This is a genomic window from Micromonospora desertarenae (genome assembly GCF_056150265.1).
The window spans coordinates 441,877-461,724 of the sequence record NZ_JAXCFQ010000002.1; the positions used below are offsets into that span (position 1 = coordinate 441,877).

General features: G+C 73.0%; 16 protein-coding genes. 8 read left to right on the forward strand and 8 right to left on the reverse strand.

Going from position 1 to position 19,848, the window contains the following annotated elements; all coding sequences use genetic code 11:
- The first annotated feature begins 92 nt into the window (after nt 1-92).
- On the forward strand, nt 93-659 hold the full coding sequence (locus SM577_RS05085) for a hypothetical protein (RefSeq protein WP_474586396.1): 567 nt from the start codon (nt 93-95) through the stop codon (nt 657-659).
- A 262-nt stretch (nt 660-921) separates the two neighbouring features.
- Here the strand turns inward: SM577_RS05085 and SM577_RS05090 are convergent, their stop codons facing one another.
- The 6 genes from SM577_RS05090 to SM577_RS05115 all read right to left on the reverse strand — a co-directional run bounded on the left by SM577_RS05090 (nt 922) and on the right by SM577_RS05115 (nt 8,726).
- Entirely contained in the window at nt 922-2,904 is a 1,983-nt protein-coding gene (locus SM577_RS05090) for a multicopper oxidase family protein (protein ID WP_474586397.1), read from the reverse strand.
- Nucleotides 2,905-3,058: 154 nt separating this feature from the next.
- Nucleotides 3,059-3,274 carry a hypothetical protein gene (locus SM577_RS05095; RefSeq protein WP_474586398.1) on the reverse strand — a complete coding sequence of 72 codons (216 nt, stop codon included), beginning with the start codon at nt 3,272-3,274 and terminating at the stop codon, nt 3,059-3,061.
- A gap of 76 nt (nt 3,275-3,350) precedes the next feature.
- On the reverse strand, nt 3,351-3,950 hold the full coding sequence (locus SM577_RS05100; RefSeq protein ID WP_474586399.1) for an SRPBCC family protein: 600 nt from the start codon (nt 3,948-3,950) through the stop codon (nt 3,351-3,353).
- A gap of 54 nt (nt 3,951-4,004) precedes the next feature.
- On the reverse strand, nt 4,005-5,519 hold the full coding sequence (locus SM577_RS05105) for a DHA2 family efflux MFS transporter permease subunit (protein ID WP_474586400.1): 1,515 nt from the start codon (nt 5,517-5,519) through the stop codon (nt 4,005-4,007).
- Nucleotides 5,520-5,602: 83 nt separating this feature from the next.
- On the reverse strand, nt 5,603-6,142 hold the full coding sequence (locus SM577_RS05110; RefSeq protein ID WP_474586401.1) for a TetR/AcrR family transcriptional regulator: 540 nt from the start codon (nt 6,140-6,142) through the stop codon (nt 5,603-5,605).
- Between the two features lie 163 nt (nt 6,143-6,305).
- Nucleotides 6,306-8,726: a M28 family peptidase gene (locus SM577_RS05115; RefSeq protein WP_474586402.1), complete on the reverse strand. Its 2,421-nt coding sequence runs from the start codon at nt 8,724-8,726 to the stop codon at nt 6,306-6,308.
- A 275-nt stretch (nt 8,727-9,001) separates the two neighbouring features.
- Here SM577_RS05115 and SM577_RS05120 point away from each other — a divergent pair, with 275 nt between their 5' ends.
- The 7 genes from SM577_RS05120 (at nt 9,002) to SM577_RS05150 (ending at nt 17,772) form a co-directional block, all read left to right on the forward strand.
- Nucleotides 9,002-10,201, forward strand: coding sequence for a PP2C family protein-serine/threonine phosphatase (locus SM577_RS05120; protein ID WP_302919601.1), 1,200 nt, complete (start codon nt 9,002-9,004; stop codon nt 10,199-10,201).
- Nucleotides 10,198-11,952 carry a sensor histidine kinase gene (locus SM577_RS05125; RefSeq protein WP_474586403.1) on the forward strand — a complete coding sequence of 585 codons (1,755 nt, stop codon included), beginning with the start codon at nt 10,198-10,200 and terminating at the stop codon, nt 11,950-11,952. Before SM577_RS05120 ends, SM577_RS05125 begins: the two co-directional genes overlap by 4 nt.
- Complete coding sequence (locus SM577_RS05130) at nt 11,949-12,401, forward strand: response regulator (RefSeq protein ID WP_109947086.1); 453 nt, start codon at nt 11,949-11,951, stop codon at nt 12,399-12,401. Before SM577_RS05125 ends, SM577_RS05130 begins: the two co-directional genes overlap by 4 nt.
- Nucleotides 12,394-13,203, forward strand: coding sequence for an inositol monophosphatase family protein (locus SM577_RS05135; RefSeq protein ID WP_474586404.1), 810 nt, complete (start codon nt 12,394-12,396; stop codon nt 13,201-13,203). The genes SM577_RS05130 and SM577_RS05135 overlap by 8 nt, the downstream gene beginning before the upstream one ends.
- Nucleotides 13,204-13,486: 283 nt before the next feature.
- Nucleotides 13,487-14,491, forward strand: coding sequence for a coiled-coil domain-containing protein (locus SM577_RS05140; protein WP_474581505.1), 1,005 nt, complete (start codon nt 13,487-13,489; stop codon nt 14,489-14,491).
- Nucleotides 14,492-14,527: 36 nt separating this feature from the next.
- Complete coding sequence (locus SM577_RS05145) at nt 14,528-16,081, forward strand: fused MFS/spermidine synthase (protein WP_474586405.1); 1,554 nt, start codon at nt 14,528-14,530, stop codon at nt 16,079-16,081.
- Between the two features lie 71 nt (nt 16,082-16,152).
- Nucleotides 16,153-17,772 carry a serine/threonine-protein kinase gene (locus SM577_RS05150; RefSeq protein ID WP_474586406.1) on the forward strand — a complete coding sequence of 540 codons (1,620 nt, stop codon included), beginning with the start codon at nt 16,153-16,155 and terminating at the stop codon, nt 17,770-17,772.
- Between the two features lie 36 nt (nt 17,773-17,808).
- Here SM577_RS05150 and SM577_RS05155 read toward each other — a convergent pair whose 3' ends face one another.
- Together SM577_RS05155 and SM577_RS05160 are read right to left on the reverse strand one after the other, a co-directional pair.
- Nucleotides 17,809-18,441 carry a potassium channel family protein gene (locus SM577_RS05155; RefSeq protein ID WP_474581506.1) on the reverse strand — a complete coding sequence of 211 codons (633 nt, stop codon included), beginning with the start codon at nt 18,439-18,441 and terminating at the stop codon, nt 17,809-17,811.
- Nucleotides 18,442-18,466: 25 nt separating this feature from the next.
- Nucleotides 18,467-19,801, reverse strand: a complete 1,335-nt coding sequence (locus SM577_RS05160; RefSeq protein WP_302919595.1) for a TrkH family potassium uptake protein — start codon at nt 19,799-19,801, stop codon at nt 18,467-18,469.
- Nucleotides 19,802-19,848 lie beyond the last annotated feature (47 nt).

Consider the following 19,848-nt stretch of genomic DNA (forward strand, 5'->3'; position numbering starts at 1 on the left):
ATGCTGTCTCGCTACGGTGGGTGTAAGGGGTTCAAATCCCCGGTGCGCTCCAGGCCCTGATAGGTGTCGGCCCCGCCATTAGCGTTGGTTGCGTGGCGAGGGAGATCGAGCCGGAGGTTCAGCGGCTGAGGGACCAGGCCCTGACGTGCGTCGGACGCTCGTCCGGTCGGACACCGATCCGAACCGCGCTGTACCACCTGACGCGAGGCCGGGTCGACAGGCGCCCGCGGTATTCGGTCGGCCAGCTTCCGACGCTCGGAACACCATGGCAGGACACCGTCTCTGGCCGGTACTTCGGTTGGCGCTGTAGGGAGGCGAATCTGGATGGCCAGTTCGCCTTCGTGGTCGAGTACATCGTTTGCAAGTACTGCGAAGCGGCTTGGGTGGACAAGCCGTACACGGCTGAGGAGTACCAGCGGAAGGGGCTTGCATCAACTGGCTTGAGGGCGCTTCGCGAAGAGAACCCGGGGCTGAGATGGTTCACGGGCAGCGGGCACGTGAGCGACGCGAGAGCCTTTTGGGCGTCTGTCGGCATGGGTGTTCCCGGCGGGTACGAGGAGCGCGAACTGTGCGAGCACATCGACAGGCACGGGGGAGCGAAACCACGCTGGCTGCTCAGGCGGCAGCGGCGACACAGTGGGAGTGATCGCCGCCGCTGATCGACCGAGCGGCCAGGCTGTATGGCGGCACGGACTGCGGCACCAAGATCATGCCGTTGGCAGGCCGTCGAAGGTGAACCAGTGGCGATAGAGGTTGACCAACGTTGGCTGACTGAGTCCCAGGTCGGGAGGCATGGAGCCCGCTTTGATCGCCTCTGTCTGCCACCGAGATCATTACCGCTGGAAATAGCGCCGGAATCCGCACACCCAAGCCAGCCCAACGGCCCGCGGCGGCGAGCCGCCGCTGCCAACGCCCCGCTCTTCACGAGGCTCGCGCCGGTACGACGTCCGCGTATGCCAGGTGCATGATCATTCCGTTGGCGGCGTGTCGGAAGTTGTGGCAGTGGTCCATCCACACGCCGGGGTTGTCGGCGGTGAATGCGATGTCGAAGATCTGGCCGGGGCTGACGTTGAGGGTGTCGGTCCACCAGGGGCTGCCGGTGGTCGGTGTGCCGTTGCGTGCCAGTACGAGGATGCGGTGTCCGTGCAGGTGCATCGGGTGGTCCATCAGGCTGCGGTTGACGACGCGCATGCGTACGCGGTCACCTTCGGTGACCATGAGTGTGGGAACTGACGGCGCGGCCCTGCCGTTGATCAGGGTGGTGTAGGTGGGCGTGCCGGCGTGGTAGGCGAAGCCGTCCTCCAGGACGACGTCGAAGTTGCGGTCGAAGCCGCCGGCGGCGAGGGCCGGCGCGGTGGCCGGGGCGGTGCCGTAGGTCGCGGGGTCGAACAGGGTGCCCCGGTCCGCTGGCGCGGGGATCGTGCTGCCGGTGGGGCTGAGGACGAGTGCTGTGTCGTTGGGTGTCTCGCCGGCGTCGATGCGGACGGTGACGGTGGTGTCGGGCATCGTGAAGGCGATGTCGGCGCGGCCGCCTGCGGCCAGGAGCAGGTCTGTTGCGGCGGGCAGCTCGGTCGGGCCGATGATGGGGTTTCCTTCGATGCTGGTCACGGTGAATGGTGTCCCGTGGGTGGTGAGCCGTTGTGGCTCCTCCGAACTGTTGATCAGCCGAAGGCGCGCCGGTTCGCCCGCCGGGACCTGGATGGCGCGTGGCGTGTCGTCGCGGTCGAACGCCGCGATGGGGTCGTCGCCGGCGGGCCACAGGTGCGTGAAGGCGATGTGCTCGAACCCGGCGTGTGGATCGCCTTCAGCAGGTTCGACGATGAGCGCTCCGAACAGTCCGCGTTGCACCGTGCGGTCGGAGTCGCGATGGGTGTGGTACCAGAAGGTTCCGGCGCGGTCGGGGATGAACCGGTAGACGTGGCGGCCGCCGGGCATCACCGGTGCCTGGGTGAGGTCGGGTACGCCGTCTTCGGCGTTGGGGACGTCGACGCCGTGCCAGTGCACGGTGACCCCTTCGGTGACGTCGGTGTTGAGCAGCGTGACCTCGAGCAGTTGTCCCTGCCGTACCCGGATCTGCGGGCCGGGTGCCTGACCGTTGAACGTGAGCGCGTCGATGGTGCGTCCGGAACTCAGCCGCAATGTGGTCGTCGCCGCGGTGAGCGTGATGCTGACGTCGGCGGGGACGCCGCGGGGTCCGGTGAGCTGGTCGATGCGGCGGGTGCCGTGCCCGGCGACGTGGTGGCCTTGTACCGGCCCGCCGCCCCAGTCCATGGGGCCGGCGGCGTGGTGGGCATGACCCTCGGTGGCGCCGGGCGTGCTGGGGTTGAGGGCGTAGGCGCTCCAGGCCAGTAGGAGCGCGGTGAGCAGGCCGCCGGCGGCGAACCACGGCACGCGTCCGGCTCGGGGCAGCGCCCCGGCCACGCTGGCCCGGTGGCGCCAGCGCACCAGCAGCGCCGATCCGGCCGCTGCTGTGCCGAGCAGGGCGATCTCGATCGCCAGCACGATGGCGGTGTCCTGCGGGCCAGGCGGGGCGTATTGCAGGTAGCCGGCGATCAGGCTGCCCGCGGTGGCGGTCTGGACCGCGGTCGCGGCCCGGGTGCGGTTGTGCCCACTGCCGGTGGTGGCCCGGGTAGCTGCGATCAGGGCCCAGACCGTGGGAATGGTCGCGGCCGGCAGCCCGAGGATGATGCGGTCGCTGGCGAGGTCCCAGCCGCCGGTCAGCAGCAGCGCGGCGACGATGAGCCGGGCCGCGGTGAGCCCTGCGGCCAGGTGCAGGTTGCGGCGCATCGGGCGGGCCGCGTCGGCGTGGTAGGCCAGTCGTCCGGCGTGGCGGCCGGCCAGGACGGCGGTGACGGCTGCGGCGGCGGCCAGGAGCAGGTCGATGATGAACAGCGGCTCGTACATGGCAGGTCCCCTTCCGGGAACGGTCCGGCGCCCACGGTCGCGTCGTGGGCGCCGGAGGCTGGTCAGGGGGCCGACGTGTGCAGCCGCAACGCCGTGTGGAGGAGGGCGTCGAGGACGATCTGGGCGTTGCGGTTGACGTCCATGGCGGTTCCGGTCAGTCCCACAGCGAGACGGCGACGGCGGCGATGCCGACGGGCAGCAGCAGCCAGGGCTCGGCCAGGATGAACAGGGCGGCGACGATCAGGGCCGCGTACAGCAGGGCCTTCGCGATGCGGCGCTGCCGGCGGTGCCTGAGCTTCTTGACGGTCCTGTCCTCGGCGCCGGCCAGCTCGGCCGCGGCGTCCAGACTGACCTCGGAAGCGGTGCTCATTTCTCCCTCCTCGTGTACGAGTGGTTGACCATTCACTGGGTTGTGTCGTGGTGCGCGCTGCTGGGGTTGGTGCCGATCACCGTCGGTCGGCCGCCTCGGCGGTCGCCTTGAGGGCGGCGAGCCAGGAGGTCAGTGATGCGGTGAGCGCGGCGCGCATGCCTTCGGGGTCGGCGGCGATGGGTGGGCCGTCCCAGGACTCGGTGGTGTGCACGACGACTCCGTGGTGGGTCGGGGTGAAGGTCCACACGTGGACGCCGTCGATCCCCAGCGCCGGCCCGCCCCACACGATGCGCCGCAGGGGGCGGACCTCGCGGATGGTGGAGACGATGGGCAGCCCGTGGGTCTCCCAGGCGAACGAGCCACCCGGGCGCAGCGGGCCGGTCAGCTCGGCCCGGTTGATGTCCTGCTGCCAGGACGGCCACTGGTCGATACCGGTGTGCAACTGCCACACGGCCGCCAGCGGGGCGTCGATGGCGATGGACAGGTCGACGATGACCTGGGCGTCGCGGTCAACGTCGACGTGGACCTGCCGCGCCGCGACCGTGTTGGTGGCCGGGGTGTGGTCGGGATGGGCCGCGGCGGGCTCGGCCAGGGCCGCGATCGTGGTGGCGGCAACGGTCCCGTACAGCAGACCCTTGACTGCCTGGCAGCGGTTGAGTGCCGTGTTCCTGTTCATGGCGGATCTCCTCCGATAGAGTGGTTGATTACTCACTTGCTGGACATTAAGAGGTCAGGCTGCTGCCTGGGCGCGGCTCCCGGTCCCGGTTGTGGTGGCAGCGAACTGGCCGCCAGGGCGAGAGCCCCGCGAGACGATGGCGGTCAGCACGACGGCTGCGGTGACGATTCCGGCGGCCACGAGCAGCCCCGCCTGGAAGCCCTCGTTGAGGGCGATGGCGGGTACGGCGCCGTTGAGGCTGTCGGTGCGGCCGGCGGCCACGGCGGTCAGGGCGGCCAGACCGAGCGCGCCGCCGATCTGCTGGGTGGTGTTGATGAGCCCGCTGGCCAGTCCGGACTCGGCGTCGGTGATGCCTTCGACGGAGCTGACGGTGAGCGCGACGAACGTCGCCGCGAGGCCGACACCGACGACGAGCGAGGGCCCGAGCAGATCGGTGACGAACCCCGCGTCGGCGGGCATCCGAGAGAACCAGACCAGACCCGCGGCGAAGGCGGCGAGGCCCGCGAGGGTCACCGGCTTGCTGCCGATGCGGGTGACCAGCGGGGAGATCAGGCCGGCGGCCACCACCAGGGTGCCGGCAACGGGGAGCTGGGCGAGGCCGGTCTGCAGCGGCGTGTAGCCCAGGACCTGCTGCATCGACAGCGACAGGAAGTAGAACAGCCCGAACATCGCGGCTCCGACGAACAGCATCGTCACGTTCGCGCCGAGGACGGTGCGCAACCGGAAGATCGCAAACGGCAGCACGGGAGAGGTCGCGCGGTGCTCGATGATGACGAACGCGCCGAGCAGAACGGCGGCGGCCGCGAAGACCCCCAGTGTCGTCGGTGCGGCCCAGCCCGCCGACTCCGCCTCGACGATCCCGTACACGGCAGCGGTCAGGCCCCCGGTGACTGTGGCCGCCCCTGCGAGATCGAAGCCGTCGCGCCCGGCGTGCCCACGGCTTTCGGGGATGAGTCGCAGGCTCAGCAGTGCGGTGGCCGCCCCGATGGGGACGTTGATGAACAGCACCCATTCCCAGCCGAGCCCGTCGGTGAGGACCCCGCCCAGCAGGACGCCTGCCGCGGCGCCGGAACCGGCGACCGCACCCCAGACGCCGAGGGCCTTGTTGCGTTCGGCGCCCGCCGGGAAGATCGTGGTCAGGATCGACAGCGCGGCGGGCGCGAGCAGCGCCCCGCCGAGCCCTTGCACTGCCCGTGCGGCGATGAGCTGCCATGCCGCGGTGGCCAGCCCACCGACCAGCGAGGCCGCGGCGAACAGCACCAGGCCGGCCACGAACATGCGCCTGCGGCCCAGCAGGTCGGCCAGCCGGCCACCGAGCAGCAGGAAGCCGCCGAAGGCCAGCACGTAGGCGTTGATGACCCAGGACAGGTTCTCCGGCGAGACCCGCAGCTCGTCGCCGATCGACGGCAGGGCGATGTTCATGATCGATGAGTCGAGCACGACCGCGAACTGCGCGACGGCCAGCAACGCCAGGACGGCCCAGCGCCGCCGCCCGGCGCTGCCGACGACCGCCAGCCCGGCGGCCGGGGCGGCGACGGTGGCGCCGCTCGTCTCGGTGATGGTCTTCACTTCTCAACTCCTTGAATAGAGTGGTTGATTACTCACTACCGGCGCCGAGGCGGCGCGGCGGTCGGTGGCGACCGCCGCGCCGGTCAGTGGCGCAGGCCGCTCGACAGCGTCCTGGCCCAAGGTGCGTCGACGTCGTCGGCGCCCATGGTCACCACCACGTTGCACAGCGCGCCCATGGCGATGAACTCCTGCAACTGCTCGTCCGAGGCGCCCGAGACGCTGCGGGCGTACTCCACCACCCGGGAGTAGCCGTGCCGCACGGCCTTGCGGACCTCCGGGACCGACACCGCGGCGCACTGCGCGTGCATCTGGACCAGCAGCAGGTCCTGATCTCTGATCAACTGGGCGTACGCGCCGCCCATCGCCGACAGCACCGCTTCGGGGGAGCTGCCGGTGGCGGCTGCGGCGCCCTCGGCGAGGCTCTCCCGGAACAGGTCGAAGGTCCGCTCGACCACTGCCGCGAACAGCGATTCCTTGTCGGGAAACAGCCGGTACAGGTACGCCTGCGATATCCCGGCCGCCTTCGCGACCTCGACAGTGGTGGTGCCGAAGTAGCCGCGCGCCGCGAATGCCCCGATGGCCGTCGACAGCACTTCCTGGCGGCGGTCTTCAGCGGTTGACAAGGTGCGGGACTTCGTCGAGGGCGACATGTGAGTAGTTAACCACACACCCATGTCGGACGGCAACACGGGTCCTTCCTCGTAGCGTGGTGACCGACGGGCGTCAAGGCGGCGGATGCCGCCGGGCGGGAGTGGCCACGGGTGCGACGGCCACTCCCGGTGCCGGTCAGAGCGGATAGGTGCGGGCGACCGCGAGCATCTCCGAGCTGTGCGATCCGACCACCCCGACGTCCGCCGGACGGGGCCGGAAGCCGGGCAGCGCGTCCAGGCCGTCGCTGGCGTCCATCGCGCGCAGCTCCACCCGCTCGGCCTTGGGCGCCACGGTCAGCGTCACCTCGATGCCCTCGGCGGGCGGGGCGTGGAAGACCACGCCGAAGCCCCACTTCCCGTCCCGCGCCTCGACCGGCACCGAGCGGCCGGCCACCTCGGCGCGCAGCACTGTCGCCGTCGCCGAGTCCACGTGCAGGCTGGCCAGCCGGACCGGGCGTTGCGGGGTGAGCCGCAGCCGCAGCGTGCGCTCGCCGCTGGCGGTGTTGTCGGCGAGCACGTCCAGTTTCGGGGCGGGCAGGTTCGCCGCCTGCGCCGGGCCGCCGAGCAGCTCGCCGTCGCCCAGGCCGGGGAAGTCGTCGGCCACGGAGACCGGACCGTCCACGTACTGGCCGGTCCAGGGCTGCGGGTCGGCCTCGTGGCTGAGCCAGCGGGCCTGGCCGGTGCCGGCGTCCAGGGCGTACATCAGGTGGGTGGGCGCGGGGTGCGCGGCGTCGAACCGGTCGACGGCGAGCCCGACCCCGGCGAACACCACCGCGGCGAGCGCGGCGGCTCCGGCCGGCAGCGCGCCGAGCCGGCGGGCGCGCAGCGCGACCAGGCCGCGCTGGCCGCCGGCCTGCGGGTGCAGCAGGTCCACCACCGGCAGCGCGGCCAAGCCGAGCAGCACCGCGACCAGCGCGGCCACCCCGCCCATCGCCATGCCGAGCGCCGGGAAGAGCAGCACCACCGTCGGAAGCAGGATCACCACGGACACCGCGCCGGCCGCCGTCACCGCGACCACCGGCCACGGGCCGTCGAGCCGGGTGGCCAGCGCCACCAGCCCGCCGAGCGCGCCGGCCAGGGCCGGCAGGGTGAGCAGGTACGCCCCACCGGGCACCAGCACGGCGAGCAGCACCCCGAGCAGGGCCAGCCAGCCCAGCGCGCCGACCGCCAGCGCGGCCGGGCCGATCCGGCGGCGGGTCAGTGCGTACCAGGCGAACAGGATGGCGACGGCCAGCGCCACCACGGCCAGCCGGTACCAGGCCGGCCGGTACGGGTCGAGCAGCTCGGCGTAGCCCGGCCGGATCGCGGTGACCGCCGCCCAGAGCAGTTGGGCGGCCACCGGGGCGGCCACGATCGGCACCAGCGCCAGCGCGAACCCGGCGGCCAGCTTCTTCCCGGTGGCCCGGCCGCGGCGGCGGGTGAGCCAGCCGAGCGCGACCACCGCGGCCAGCGCGACCAGGGCCAGCGGCGGGGTCAGCCAGCCGGGGTAGTGGACCAGCCCGCCGGGCACCGGGAAGTAGGTGGCGTCCTGGCCGGCGCGCAGCGTGCCCAGGTCGACCCGGCCGAACTCGCGGGCCAGGCCGAGTGCGTTGTCCCCGTGGTGCTGGAGGCTCGCCCGGTCCAGCGCGGCCGGGGTGTCCAGCGGCGTGTGGTAGATCGCCCCGCCGTCGATGTACGCCGAGTTCAGCCCGAGGAAGTCCTGGTCCAGGAACGCGGTGAAGTCGGTGTCGTTGGGCAGCGCCCGGTAGATCTCCACGGCGAACGAGGTGCCGACCGGGTGCGGCGCGGCCCGCCCGAAGACGTCCACCAGCTCCGCGTTGTTCCGGGACGTCTCGAACATGATCACCGGCCCGGTGGAGCCGCGGGCCTCCAGGTTGAGCACCACCCCGCCGTCGGCGGCCAGCGGGTGGCTGGCGGCGAAGGCCGCGGCGCCGCAGAGGCACGCCTCCTCGGCGTCGGTGAGCACGAAGACGATGTCGTTGCGCGGTCGCGGGCCGGTGGCGAGCGCCCGGGCCACCTCCAGGATGGTGGAGGTGCCGGCGGCGTCGTCGTTGCCGCCGGGGCCGGTCTGCACCGAGTCGTAGTGGGCGACCAGGAAGACCCGGCCGGTCGGGTCGGTGCCGGGCAGCCGGGCCACCACGTTGCGTACCCGGGCCAGGGTGGCGCCGCCGGCCGCGCCGCTGAGCTGTCCGGCCTCCGGCGCGACGGTGTCCTGCACCTCGGTCTCCAGGCCGAGCCCGCGCAGCACCCCCTCGACGTGGGCGCGGACCTGGTCGTTGGCCGGGCTGCCGGCCACGTGCGGCCGGGCCGCGATGACCTTCACGTTCTCGTACGCCCGCGCCGCGCTGAACTCCCCGGGCGGCGCGTCGGCCGGGCGCGGCGCCGGGGTGCGCAGGTCGAGCAGGGTGCCGGCGCCGACGGCGAGCAGCGCGACCAGGGCCGCCGCGGCGGCGAGCAACCGGCGGCGGGGCCGGGCGAACGTCCGGTCGGCGGCGAGCACGGGCGCGCCGGGGCGGGCCGGCGCGTGCTCGGCCGCGGGGGTGGGGGGTGCGCCCACGGGGACTCCTCGGGGTGGGACCAGGGTGGGCATCATCCTGCACCCCGTTGGCCGCCGGTGGCACCGGCAGATCCGGCCCAGATCCGGTTTGTCCGGCAACGGGTAGTGATCCGTCCCATCCCGCCCCGCGCCGGGTCCGTCGTGTTGTGTGCGACCGTTGTCTAATACAGGATCAGCAGGGCACTCGGAAGGAGCCCGACATCACCAGCGAACTCCCGCGTCTCGCGGCGGTGACCCGGCCGTACCGGGGGACCGGTCTGGCCGGTTCCCCCGTCGTGCCGTACCCGCACGGCGGCCTGGGACGGCACCCCAACCTGCCGCCCGGCGAGCGGCTGCGGGTGCTGCTGGTCGAGGACGACGAGGGGGACGCCTTCCTCGTCGGCGAGTTGCTCGCGGAGACCAACTCGATGATCGACCTGCTCGTCGCGACCAGCCTGAGCGAGGCCCGGCAACGGGTGATGGGCGTGGACTGCGTCCTGCTCGACCTCGGCCTGCCCGACGCGCAGGGGCTGGACGGGCTCCGGCAGGTGCTGGACATGGCCAGCGGCGCCGCGGTCTGTGTGCTGACCGGCCGCTCCGACGAGCACCTGGGCATCGTCGCGGTCGCCGAGGGAGCGCAGGACTACCTGGTCAAGGGGCAGGTCGACGGGGTGCTGCTGACCCGCGCGCTGCGCTACGCGGTGGAGCGCAAGCGGGCCGACGAGAACGCCCGCCGGCTGCGCGAGGTGGAGCTGCGCCAGGCCGAGTCGGCCCGGCTGGAGCGCGGCCTGCTGCCGCAGCCGCTGATGACCACCGACCAGGTCGCGGTGCACGCCTTCTACCGGCCGGGCCGGCACGCCGCGCTGATCGGCGGCGACTTCTACGACGTGGTGCAGACCCGCCCCGACCGGCTCGACCTGATCGTCGGCGACGTCTGCGGGCACGGCGCCGACGAGGCGGCGCTCGGCGTCGAACTCCGGGTGGCCTGGCGGGCCCTGATCCTCGCCGGCGTGCCCGACGACGAGGTGCTGCCGGCGCTGGAGCAGGTGCTGATGAGCGAGCGCCGGTTGCAGGAGATCTTCGCGACCGTGGCCACCGCCCGGCTGCACCTGGACGCCAACCGGGCCACCGTGCGGCTGGCCGGCCATCCGCCGCCGCTGCTGCTCTCCCGGGGCCGGGTCGCCCCGGTTCCCGCCCCCGGCGGCCTGCTGCTGGGCGTACGGCCGCGCCGGCCGGTCGCCTACGACCTGGAGTTCGACGCCGATGACTGGTCCCTGTTGATGTACACCGACGGCCTGATCGAGGGCCGGATCGGCGAGGGCGACGAGCGCCTCGACGTGCCCGGCCTGAACGACCTGCTCGCGGAGCCGGCCAGCCGGCAGGTGCCGCTGCCCGAGCTGCCGGCCTGGCTGGTCGGGCGGGCCGAGCAGCTCAACGGCGGCCCGCTCGCCGACGACGTCGCCATGCTGCTGCTCAGCCGGGGTGGTGGCCGGTGACCAGGGGGACCTCCAGCTGGACCCTGCGCCAGCGGGTCGTCACGCTGCTCGCGGTGGTCGGCCTGCTGCTGGTCGGCCTGGCCGTGGCCGAGGCGTTCGTGGCCACCCAGAACCGGGCCAAGACCGACGCGGTGCTGAACAAGACGGCCCCGCTGCGGGTGCAGGCGCAGGAGTTGCTCAACGCGCTGCTGGACCAGGAGACGGCGGTGCGTGGCTTCGCGGTCAGCGGCGACCGGGCCGACCTGGGCCCGTACGACGAGGGGCTGCGGCTGGAGCGGGACCGGGTCGCCTCGATGGAGCGGCTGCTGGACGACTACCCGGAGATCCGGCAGGAGCTGCGCCAGGTCGAGAGCCGGGCCGAGCAGTGGCGGCAGTCGGTCGCCCTGCCGGTGATCGCCACGACCGAGCAGCAGGGCACCGACGCCGGCCAGGCGCTGGTCACCGACCAGGCCCGCCAGCAGTTCGACCAGGTCCGGGCGGCGGTCAACGCGCTCCAGGACGAGATCGTCGCCGCCCGGGAGAAGAGTGCCCGGGACGTGCAGCGGACCGGCAACCTGCTGGTCGTCCTGCTGATCGTCGCCGCGCTGGTGGTGGTGGTCACCGGTGCGGTGCTGCTGCTGTCGCTGGACCGGATGGTGGTCCGCCCGCTGACCGCGCTCGCCGACCAGGTGCGCGAGGTCGCCGAGGGCGACTACCAGCACGGCATCACCGGCGCCGGCCCGCCGGAGTTCCGCCGCCTCGCCGACGACGTGGACGCGATGCGGCGGAAGATCGCCAAGGACCTGGCCGAGGTACGCGAGGCCCGGGAACGCATCGAGTGGGTCAACAGCCAGCTGCAGAAGCAGGCCGAGGAGCTGACCCGGTCCAACCGTGACCTGGAGCAGTTCGCGTACGTGGCCTCGCACGACCTGCAGGAGCCGCTGCGCAAGGTGGCCAGCTTCTGCCAGCTGCTCCAGCGCCGCTACGCCGGGCAGCTCGACGAGCGGGCCGACCAGTACATCGCCTTCGCGGTCGACGGCGCGCAGCGGATGCAGCGCCTGATCAACGACCTGCTGGCCTTCTCCCGGATCGGCCGGCTCACCGCCGGCTTCACCGAGGTCGACCTGAACAAGGTGATGGGCGACGTGGCCGGGCAGACCGAGGCGGCCCGGCAGTACGCCGACGCCGAACTGACCTGGTCCGAGCTGCCGGTGATCCGCGGCGAGGAGCCGCTGCTGACTAACCTGCTGGCCAACCTGGTCAGCAACTCGATCAAGTTCCGCCGTCCCGACGTGCGACCCCGGGTGCACATCTCGGCCCGCCTGGTCGGCGACGAGTGGGAGATCACCTGCCAGGACAACGGCATCGGGATCGAGCCGGAGTTCGCCGACAAGATCTTCGTCATCTTCCAGCGGCTGCACGCCAAGGACGCGTACCCGGGCACCGGGATCGGCCTGGCGATCGTCAAGAAGATCGTCGAGTACCACGGCGGCCGGGTCTGGGTGGACACCGACGTGCCCGAGGGGACGGCGATCCGGTTCACCCTCCCCGCGCTGCCCGAGGACGTCGCGGCGGCCGCCGCGGCAACCGAGGACGCCGGGACGGCGGACGGCGCGGAGAGCGCGGAGGAGCCGGCGGGCGAGCCGACGGCGGAGGCCGGCGAGGCGGTGCCCGAGCAGGCCGGACGGGCCGAGGAAGCGCAGACGGCGGACGGCCCCCCGGGCGCGCCGGACGAGGGTAGAACGGGTGGCATGAAGGAGACCGTGGGATGACCGCGCCGGCAGACGGCAAGAGCCCGATCGAGGTCCTGCTCGTCGAGGACGACCCGGGTGACGTGTTGATGACCCAGGAGGCGTTCGAGGAGCACAAGCTCCGCAACCGGCTGACCGTCGTCTCCGACGGCGCCGAGGCGCTGGCCTACCTGCGCCGCGAGGGCCAGTACGCGGACGCGGTCACCCCCGACCTGGTCCTGCTCGACCTGAACCTGCCCAAGCGGGACGGCCGGGAGGTGCTCGAGGAGATCAAGAAGGACGAGCAGCTCTGCCGGATCCCGGTGGTGGTGCTGACCACCTCGCAGGCCGACGAGGACATCCTGCGCAGCTACCAGCTGCACGCCAACGCGTACGTGACCAAGCCGGTGGACTTCGAGCGGTTCATCTCGGTGGTCCGGCAGATCGACGAGTTCTTCGTCAGCGTGGTGAAGCTGCCGCCGCGTGGCTGACACCCTGCTCGACGACGTCGGTGGGCTGCTGCGCGAGACCGCCGACCAGGTCGTGCTGCCCCTGTTCCGCAAGCTGGACGACGCCGACGTGGCCGAGAAGGCGCCCGGCGAGATCGTCACCGTCGCCGACCGGCGGGCCGAGGAGGTGATCTCGGCGGCCCTGCGCCGGTTGCGTCCGGGCTCGGTGGTGGTCGGCGAGGAGGCGGTGGCCGACGACCCGGGCCTGCTGCGCCACCTGCGCGGGTCGGGCGACGTCTGGCTGGTCGACCCGGTCGACGGCACCTCGAACTTCGCCGCCGGCCGGCGGCCGTTCGCGCTGATGGTGGCCCTGCTGACCGACGGCGAGCCGGCCGCCGCGTGGGTGCTCGACCCGCTCGCCGACACGCTGGCCAGCGCCCGGATGGGGGAGGGCGCCTGGCTCGACGGGCGGCCGGTGCGTACCACCTCGTCGGCACCGCCGGTCGGCGAGCTGCGCGGCGCGGCGATGACCCGGTTCCTGCCGCCGGCGTCCCGGGCCAGCGTCGACACCGGCGCCGCCCGCTTCGGCGAGCTGCTCCCCGGGCAGCACTGCGCCGGCCGGGAGTACCTGGACATCCTCCTCGGCGACCAGCAGTTCGTGCTCTTCTGGCGGACCCTGCCGTGGGACCACGGGCCGGGCACCCTGCTGGTCCGGGCGGCCGGCGGGGTGGCCCGGCGCTTCGACGGCACCGACTACCACCCGGCGGACGAGGGCCACGGCCTGCTCGTCGCCGCCAACGAGGAGATCTGGACCGAGGTCCGCGACGCCCTCCTCACCCCCTGACCGTCCCGCCCACAGGAGCCGCGCCCGTGCGGGGAGAGTGGCCTCCCGGCGCGGGAAGGCCGCCCCGAAGGGGCTCGGGAGAGCGGTGGGTGAGGGGGTGGGCACGGCGGGTCGATGATGCGGGGCGCCGGGGCGCGGGGGGCTGGTCAGGGCTCGGTGGTCCGGTATCCTGACCGCCGGTCTCCGCCAGCAGGCCGCCGACCGGCGCCGGCGGCGACCGCCGCCGCGCAGCGGTACCACGAGGGCCGGCGGCTGACGGAAGGATGCTGTCGTGCCCAGGACCATGCCCGCCGGGCGTCGTGGCCGCCGCCCGCTGATCGCCCTGCTCGCCGCCGTCGCGCTGGTGTTCGGCCTGGGCGCCGTGCCCGCGTACGCGGAGCCGAACGAGGGCGGCACCAAGAAGCTCCGGGACGCCCTGGAGGCCACCGCGAAGGCCCACCTCGAGGCCAAGGCGAAGCTCGACAACTCCAAGCGCCGGCAGAAGGAGCTGGTCGGGGAGCTGACCGGGCTGGAGGCGCGGCTGGGCGACCTGACCGAGCAGGTCGCCGAGGTGGCCGCGCAGTCCTACCGGGTGGGCCGGCTCACCCCGGCGTCGATGCTGCTCAACAGCGCCTCGCCGGTGGCGTTCCTGGAGCGGGCGGCGAACCTGGACCTGATGGCGCAGCGCGACGGCAAGCGGCTGCGCGAGCTGGCCGAGGCGCGCCAGCAGGCGCAGCAGGCGAAGATCGCCCTCGACACCGAGGTCCGCGAGCAGCAGAAGCAGCTCGCCATCATGGCCAAGAAGAAGAAGGAGGCCGAGGCCGCGCTGGCCGCGGTCAGCGGCGGTGGCAGCGGCGGCTTCAGCGGGGCCAACTCGACCTCGGCGAAGCCGGCGCCCCGGAACCCGGACGGCTCCTGGCCGTCGGAGTCCTGCTCGGTGAACGACCCGACCACCTCCGGCTGCATCACGCCGCGCACGCTCAACGCCCTCCAGCAGACCAAGGCGGCCGGCTACAAGCGTTACGTCTCCTGCTACCGCAGCGGCGGCTCCGGCGAGCATCCGAAGGGCCGGGCCTGCGACTTCTCCGCCGCCGCCGGCGGGTTCGAGGACCGGACCGCGACCGGCGGGGACAAGGCGTACGGGGACAGCCTGGCCGCCTGGCACGTGCGCAACGCCAGCCGGCTCGGCGTGCTCTACGTGATCTGGTACCGGCAGATCTGGCATCCCGGCACCGGCTGGCGCTCGTACAGCGGTGGCGGCAGTCCGGCCGCCGACCATACGAACCATGTTCATCTCTCGATGTACTGACCCGGAGCGCCAGGTTCGCTGCGTACCATCGCGACGGTGAACTCCCCATCGCCCGATGTCGCGGTACCGCCCGCGCAGCCCGAGCCGGCCACCGGCCGGGCCCTGCCCAACGGCCTCGCCGCGTTCCTGGTCTTCTTCTCCAGCGGCGCCGTCCTGGTGCTGGAGACGGTCGCGCTGCGCCTGGTCGGTCCGTACGTCGGGGTGACCCTCCAGGTGACCAGCTCGGTGATCGGCATCGCGCTGGCCGCCATCGCGTACGGGGCGTGGTCCGGCGGCTGGCTGGCCGACCGGCGGAACCCGCGCACCCTGCTGGCCCCGGCGCTGGTGCTGGCCGGGATCGCCACCGCGGTGACCCTGCCGGTGGTCCGGTACGCGGGCGAGGTGCTGCGCGGCGGCGCGGCGACGGCCATCCTGCTGCTGGTCGCGCTCGCCGTCTTCGTGCCGGCGGCGCTGCTGGCCGCGGTCACCCCGCTGGTGGTCAAGCTGCAACTGGCCGACCTGCGGCGCACCGGGCAGGTGGTCGGCCGGCTCTCCGGCATCGGCACGCTGGGCGGCATCACGGCCACCCTGGGCACCGGCTTCGTGCTGGTCGCCGCCCTGCCCAGCACGGTCATCCTGTTCGCCCTGGCCGCCGCGCTCGGGATCACCGGGCTCGCCCTCGGGGTGTGGCTGCGCCGCCGGGACCGCACCGCCACGCCGGGCCCGGCCCGGGCCAGGGCCGCGCTGGCCGTGCTCGGCCTGGTCGGGGCGGGGCTGACCACCGTCGCCCCGAACCCGTGCGACATCGAGACGGCGTACCACTGCGCCCGGGTCGAGGCCGACCCGGACCGCGGCAGCGGACGGACCCTGCTGCTCAACTCGGCCCAGCACTCCTACGTGGACCTCGCCGACCCGACCCACCTGGAGTACGCGTACACCCAGTGGATCGGGGCGGTGGCCGACGTGGTGGCGCCGCCCGGGCAACGGCTGGACGCGCTGCACCTGGGTGGCGGCGGGTTCACCGTGCCGGGCTACCTGACCGCGACCCGGCCGGGCACCGACAACGTGGTCTTCGAGATCGACGGCGGGCTGGTCGAGCTGGGCGAGCGCGAGCTGGGCGTACGCCAGGGGCCGGCGCTGCGCGCGGTGGTGGGGGACGCCCGGATGCTGGTCGCCGGCGAGCCGGGCGACAGCCGCGACCTGGTGGTCGGCGACGCCTTCGGGCACCTGGTGGTGCCCTGGCACCTGGCCACCCGGGAGATGGCCGCGGAGATCCGCCGGGTGACCCGCCCGGGCGGCGTCTACGTGCAGAACGTCATCGACTACCCGCCGCTGCGCTTCATCCGCAGCGAACTGGCCACCGTCGCCGCCGAGTTCCGGCACGTCGCGGTGATCGCCCCGCCGGCCGCGTTCGCCGGCGAGCAGGGGTCCAACTTCCTCATCGTGGCCTCCGACGCCCCGCTGCCGCTGGACGCGGTGCGGGCCCGGCTGGACACCCTCGACGAGGCGACGAACCTGCTGTCCGGCGCGGAGCTGGCCGCGTTCGTCGGCGACGCGCTGGTGCTCACCGACGACTACGCCCCGGTGGACCAACTGCTCGCCACCGCCTGAACGGGTGACATCACTGACCGATTCCGACCGTGGAGGTGTAGTCCGGGCCCGCCGGGGCAACAACGCTGACCATGGGTGGGGTCCAGAAGGGCGCGCAACTGCTCGGTGAGCGGTACCGGCTGATCGAGCAGCTCGGCGCGGGTGGCATGTCAGTGGTCTGGCGCGGCTACGACGAGGTGCTCGGCCGGCAGGTGGCGGTCAAGGTGCTCGCCTCCCGGCTCGCCAGCGACCGCGCGTTCCGGCACCGGATCCGGATCGAGGCGCAGGCCGCCGCGCGGCTCTGCCACCCCAACATCACCAACGTGTACGACTACGGCGAGTCCGAGCAGGTCGGGCTCACCGTGCCGTACGTGGTGATGGAGCTGATCGACGGGGAGTCGCTGAGCGGCCGGCTGCGCCGCGGCGGGCAGCTGCCCTGGCGGGAGGCGGTGACGATCGGCGCCGAGGTCGCCTCGGCACTGGCCACCGCGCACGCCCGCGGGGTGGTGCACCGCGACGTGACCCCGGGCAACGTGATGCTGACCCCCACCGGGGTGAAGGTGGTCGACTTCGGCATCTCGGCGCTGGTCGGGGAGAGCGAGAAGGGTCCGGACGGGGCGCTGCTCGGCACGCCCGCGTACCTGGCGCCGGAGCGGCTGGACAACGGCCAGGTCTCGCCGGCCACCGACGTGTACGCGGTCGGCCTGCTGCTCTACCGGATGCTCACCGGCCGGCTGCCCTGGCAGGCCAGCACCACCACCGAGATGCTGCGCGCGCACATGTACAACGACCCCGAGCCGATGCCGCCGGTGCCGGGGCTGGCCGACGAGGTGGCCGACCTGGTGCGCCGCTGCCTGGCCAAGCGCCCGGAGGACCGGCCGGCCACCGCCGAGGTGGCCGCCACCCTCGCCGAGGCGGCCGGCATGATCCCGGCGGTGCCGGTCTCCCCGGCGGCCGCGCCGGCCGACCCGGCCGCGCTGGCCAGCGCCGGCACCACCATCCTGCCCTGGTCGGCGGCGACCGACGCGCTGCCGTTCTCGCGTACCCGCAACCGCCGGGCGGTGGCCCGGCGCCGGCGGGTGGAGGCCGGGGTGGCCGCCGCCGGCCTGGTCGCGGTGACCGCGTCGCTGTGGGGGCTGACCTCGCGCAGCCCGGCCAGCGGCGGCGTCGAGGAGCCCACGCCGGCCCGGATGGGGGTGGAGAAGCCCGCCTCCTGCCAGGTGGCGTACGCGCTGCGCGCCGACACCGGCAAGGACTTCACCGCCGAGCTGACCCTCACCAACACCGGTGACCGGGAACTGCGGGACTGGACGATGAGCTTCACCTTCCCCGGCCAGCAGACCGTGACGAAGGCGGTGCCCGCGCCGGTGAGCCAGCAGGGCAGCACGGTGACCGTGCGGCCGGCGCCGCAGCGGACCGCGCTGGCGCCCGGTGCGGCCGAGAAGCTCACCCTGACCGGCCGGCACACCGGGGCGAACCCGCTGCCGGTGGAGTTCCGCATCGGCGAGGAGACCTGCGGGGTGCGGGTGTCCGGTGTGGCCGGCGCGGTGCCCAGCACGGCCCCCAAGCCCGCGGCGACCAAGGCCCCGCCGAAGAAGAAGGTCACCAGCACCAGGACCGGCGGCGGCAGCACGGCGAAGACCGACGACCGCGGTGCGGGCAAGGGCAAGGGCAAGGGAGAGGGCGGTGGTCCGGGAAAAGGACGAAACTAGGCAAGGGCAAGGGGGAGGGCGGCAAGGGTAGGTGACTCAGGTCAGCGCGGCGAAGCGCTGCACCTGATCGATGCTCCCCTCGACGATCAGCGTGCTGCCCGGCAGCACCACGGTGTCGTCGGTGGCGTAGTGGAACCGCTCGCCCGGCAGTTGCACCCCGACCACGCGTACCCCGTGCCGCTCGGCCGGCCGGACCTCGGCCAGTGACCGGCCGGCGAGGCTCTCCGGCGCGCGTACCTTGGCGATGGCGAAGTCCTCGCCGAACTCGATGAAGTTGAGCATCTTGCTGACGATCAGGTGGGCCACCCGCTCACCGGTCTCCGCCTCCGGGAAGATCACGTGGTGCGCGCCCACCGAGGCCAGGATCTTGGCGTGCTTGGTGGACGTGGCCCGGGCCCACACCTGCGGCCCGCCGAGTTCCACCAGGGCCAGCACGGCGAGCACGCTCGCCTCGACCGAGGCGCCGATGGCGACCACCGCGCTCTGGAAGTCGGACGCGCCGAGCTGGCGCAGCGCGTCCTCCTCGGTGGCGTCGGCCTGCACCACCCGGTCGAGCTGGTCGGACCAGCGCTGCACGAGATCGGGATTGCGGTCGACGGCGAGCACCTCGTGGCCGAGCTGGGTCAGCGACTCGGCCAGGTAGCCGCCGAACCGGCCCAGCCCGATCACCAGGATGCCGCCGTCGTTGCTGCTGTCAGCCGACAATGGGTTGCTCCTCCGGGTAGCGGTAGAGCCGTCGCCGGGTGTTCAGGGCGATCGCCGACCCGAGGGTGAGCGGCCCGACGCGGCCGATGTACATCAGGGCGATGAGGGCGAGCTGGCCGCTCTCCGGCAGCGTGGGGGCGACGCCGACGGAGAGCCCGGTGGTGGTGAACGCCGAGGTCACCTCGAACAGCGCGGCGTAGAACGGGACCCCCTCGGTGATCACGATCAGCCCCACCGTGCCGACCACCACCAGCGCGACGCTGATCAGCGCCACGGTGATCGCCTGCCGCTGGCTGGCGGTGGCCACCCGGCGGTGCCCGATCGTCACGTCCGGCTCGCCGCGCAGCTCCGCCCAGATCACGAACGCGAGCAGGAAAAACGTGGTCACCTTGATCCCGCCGGCGGTGCTGGCGCTGCCCCCGCCGATGAACATCAGCGCGACGAGGGTGGGGTACGTCTCCTCGCCGAGGCCGCTGGTGTCGACCACGTTGAACCCGCCGGTGCGGACGAACGCGTCCTGGGTGAACGCCGCGAGCAGCTTGTCCGGCCAGCTGAACGGGCCCAGGGTGCGCGGGTTGCCCCACTCCACCACGAGCAGGGCGAGGAAGCCGACCAGGAGCAGCACCAGGCTGCCCCAGACGGTCAGCTTGGTGCCCACCGCCCAGCGGTCCGGTTCGCGCCACTCCCGGACCGCCTCGAACAGCGCGGGGAAACCGAGCCCGCCGATGATCGCGCCGACGGCCAGCGGCAGGGTGACCCAGGCGTCGGTGGCGAACCCGACCAGGTTGTCGGAGTAGAGCGCGAACCCGCCGTTGTTGAAGCCCTGCACGGCGTGGAAGACGCCGTGCCAGAGCGCCCGGCCCAGCGGGTAGTCGTAGCTGACCGCGAGCCGGACGGTGAGGATCGTCGCGATCACCGCCTCGCAGATCAGCGAGGTGGCGGCGATGCGCATGAGCAGCCGGCGGACGTCGCCGAACCCGAACTCCTGGGTCTCGGCCTGCACCAGCAGCCGGTTGCGCAGCCCGAGGCGCCGGGCCACCACCAGGATGACCAGGGTGGCCCCGGTGACGATGCCGATCCCGCCGACCTGGGTCAGCACGGTGATCATCACGAGGCCGAACTCGGTCCAGTAGTTCGGGGTGTCGACCACCGCCATGCCGGTCACCGACACCGCCGAGGTCGCGGTGAACAGCGCGGTCATGAACGGGGTGTACCGGTGCTCGGTGGTCGCCCAGGGCAGCATCAGCAGGCCGGTGCCGAGCAGGATCGTCGCCAGGAAACCGAACGGCACCAGCCGTACGGGGTGACGAAGAAACCGGCGCACCAGACAATCTTCCTGTTCCGCCCGGATCGGGGTGTCGAAACCGGTAT

What these genes read in the sequence shown, in the direction of transcription:
- SM577_RS05090 (WP_474586397.1), bottom strand. Translation starts at nt 2,904, where the DNA reads ATGTACGAGCCGCTGTTCATCATCGACCTGCTCCTGGCCGCCGCCGCA.
- SM577_RS05095 (WP_474586398.1), bottom strand. Translation starts at nt 3,274, where the DNA reads ATGAGCACCGCTTCCGAGGTCAGTCTGGACGCCGCGGCCGAGCTGGCC.
- SM577_RS05100 (WP_474586399.1), bottom strand. Translation starts at nt 3,950, where the DNA reads ATGAACAGGAACACGGCACTCAACCGCTGCCAGGCAGTCAAGGGTCTG.
- SM577_RS05130 (WP_109947086.1), top strand. Translation starts at nt 11,949, where the DNA reads ATGACCGCGCCGGCAGACGGCAAGAGCCCGATCGAGGTCCTGCTCGTC.
- SM577_RS05140 (WP_474581505.1), top strand. Translation starts at nt 13,487, where the DNA reads ATGCCCGCCGGGCGTCGTGGCCGCCGCCCGCTGATCGCCCTGCTCGCC.
- SM577_RS05150 (WP_474586406.1), top strand. Translation starts at nt 16,153, where the DNA reads ATGGGTGGGGTCCAGAAGGGCGCGCAACTGCTCGGTGAGCGGTACCGG.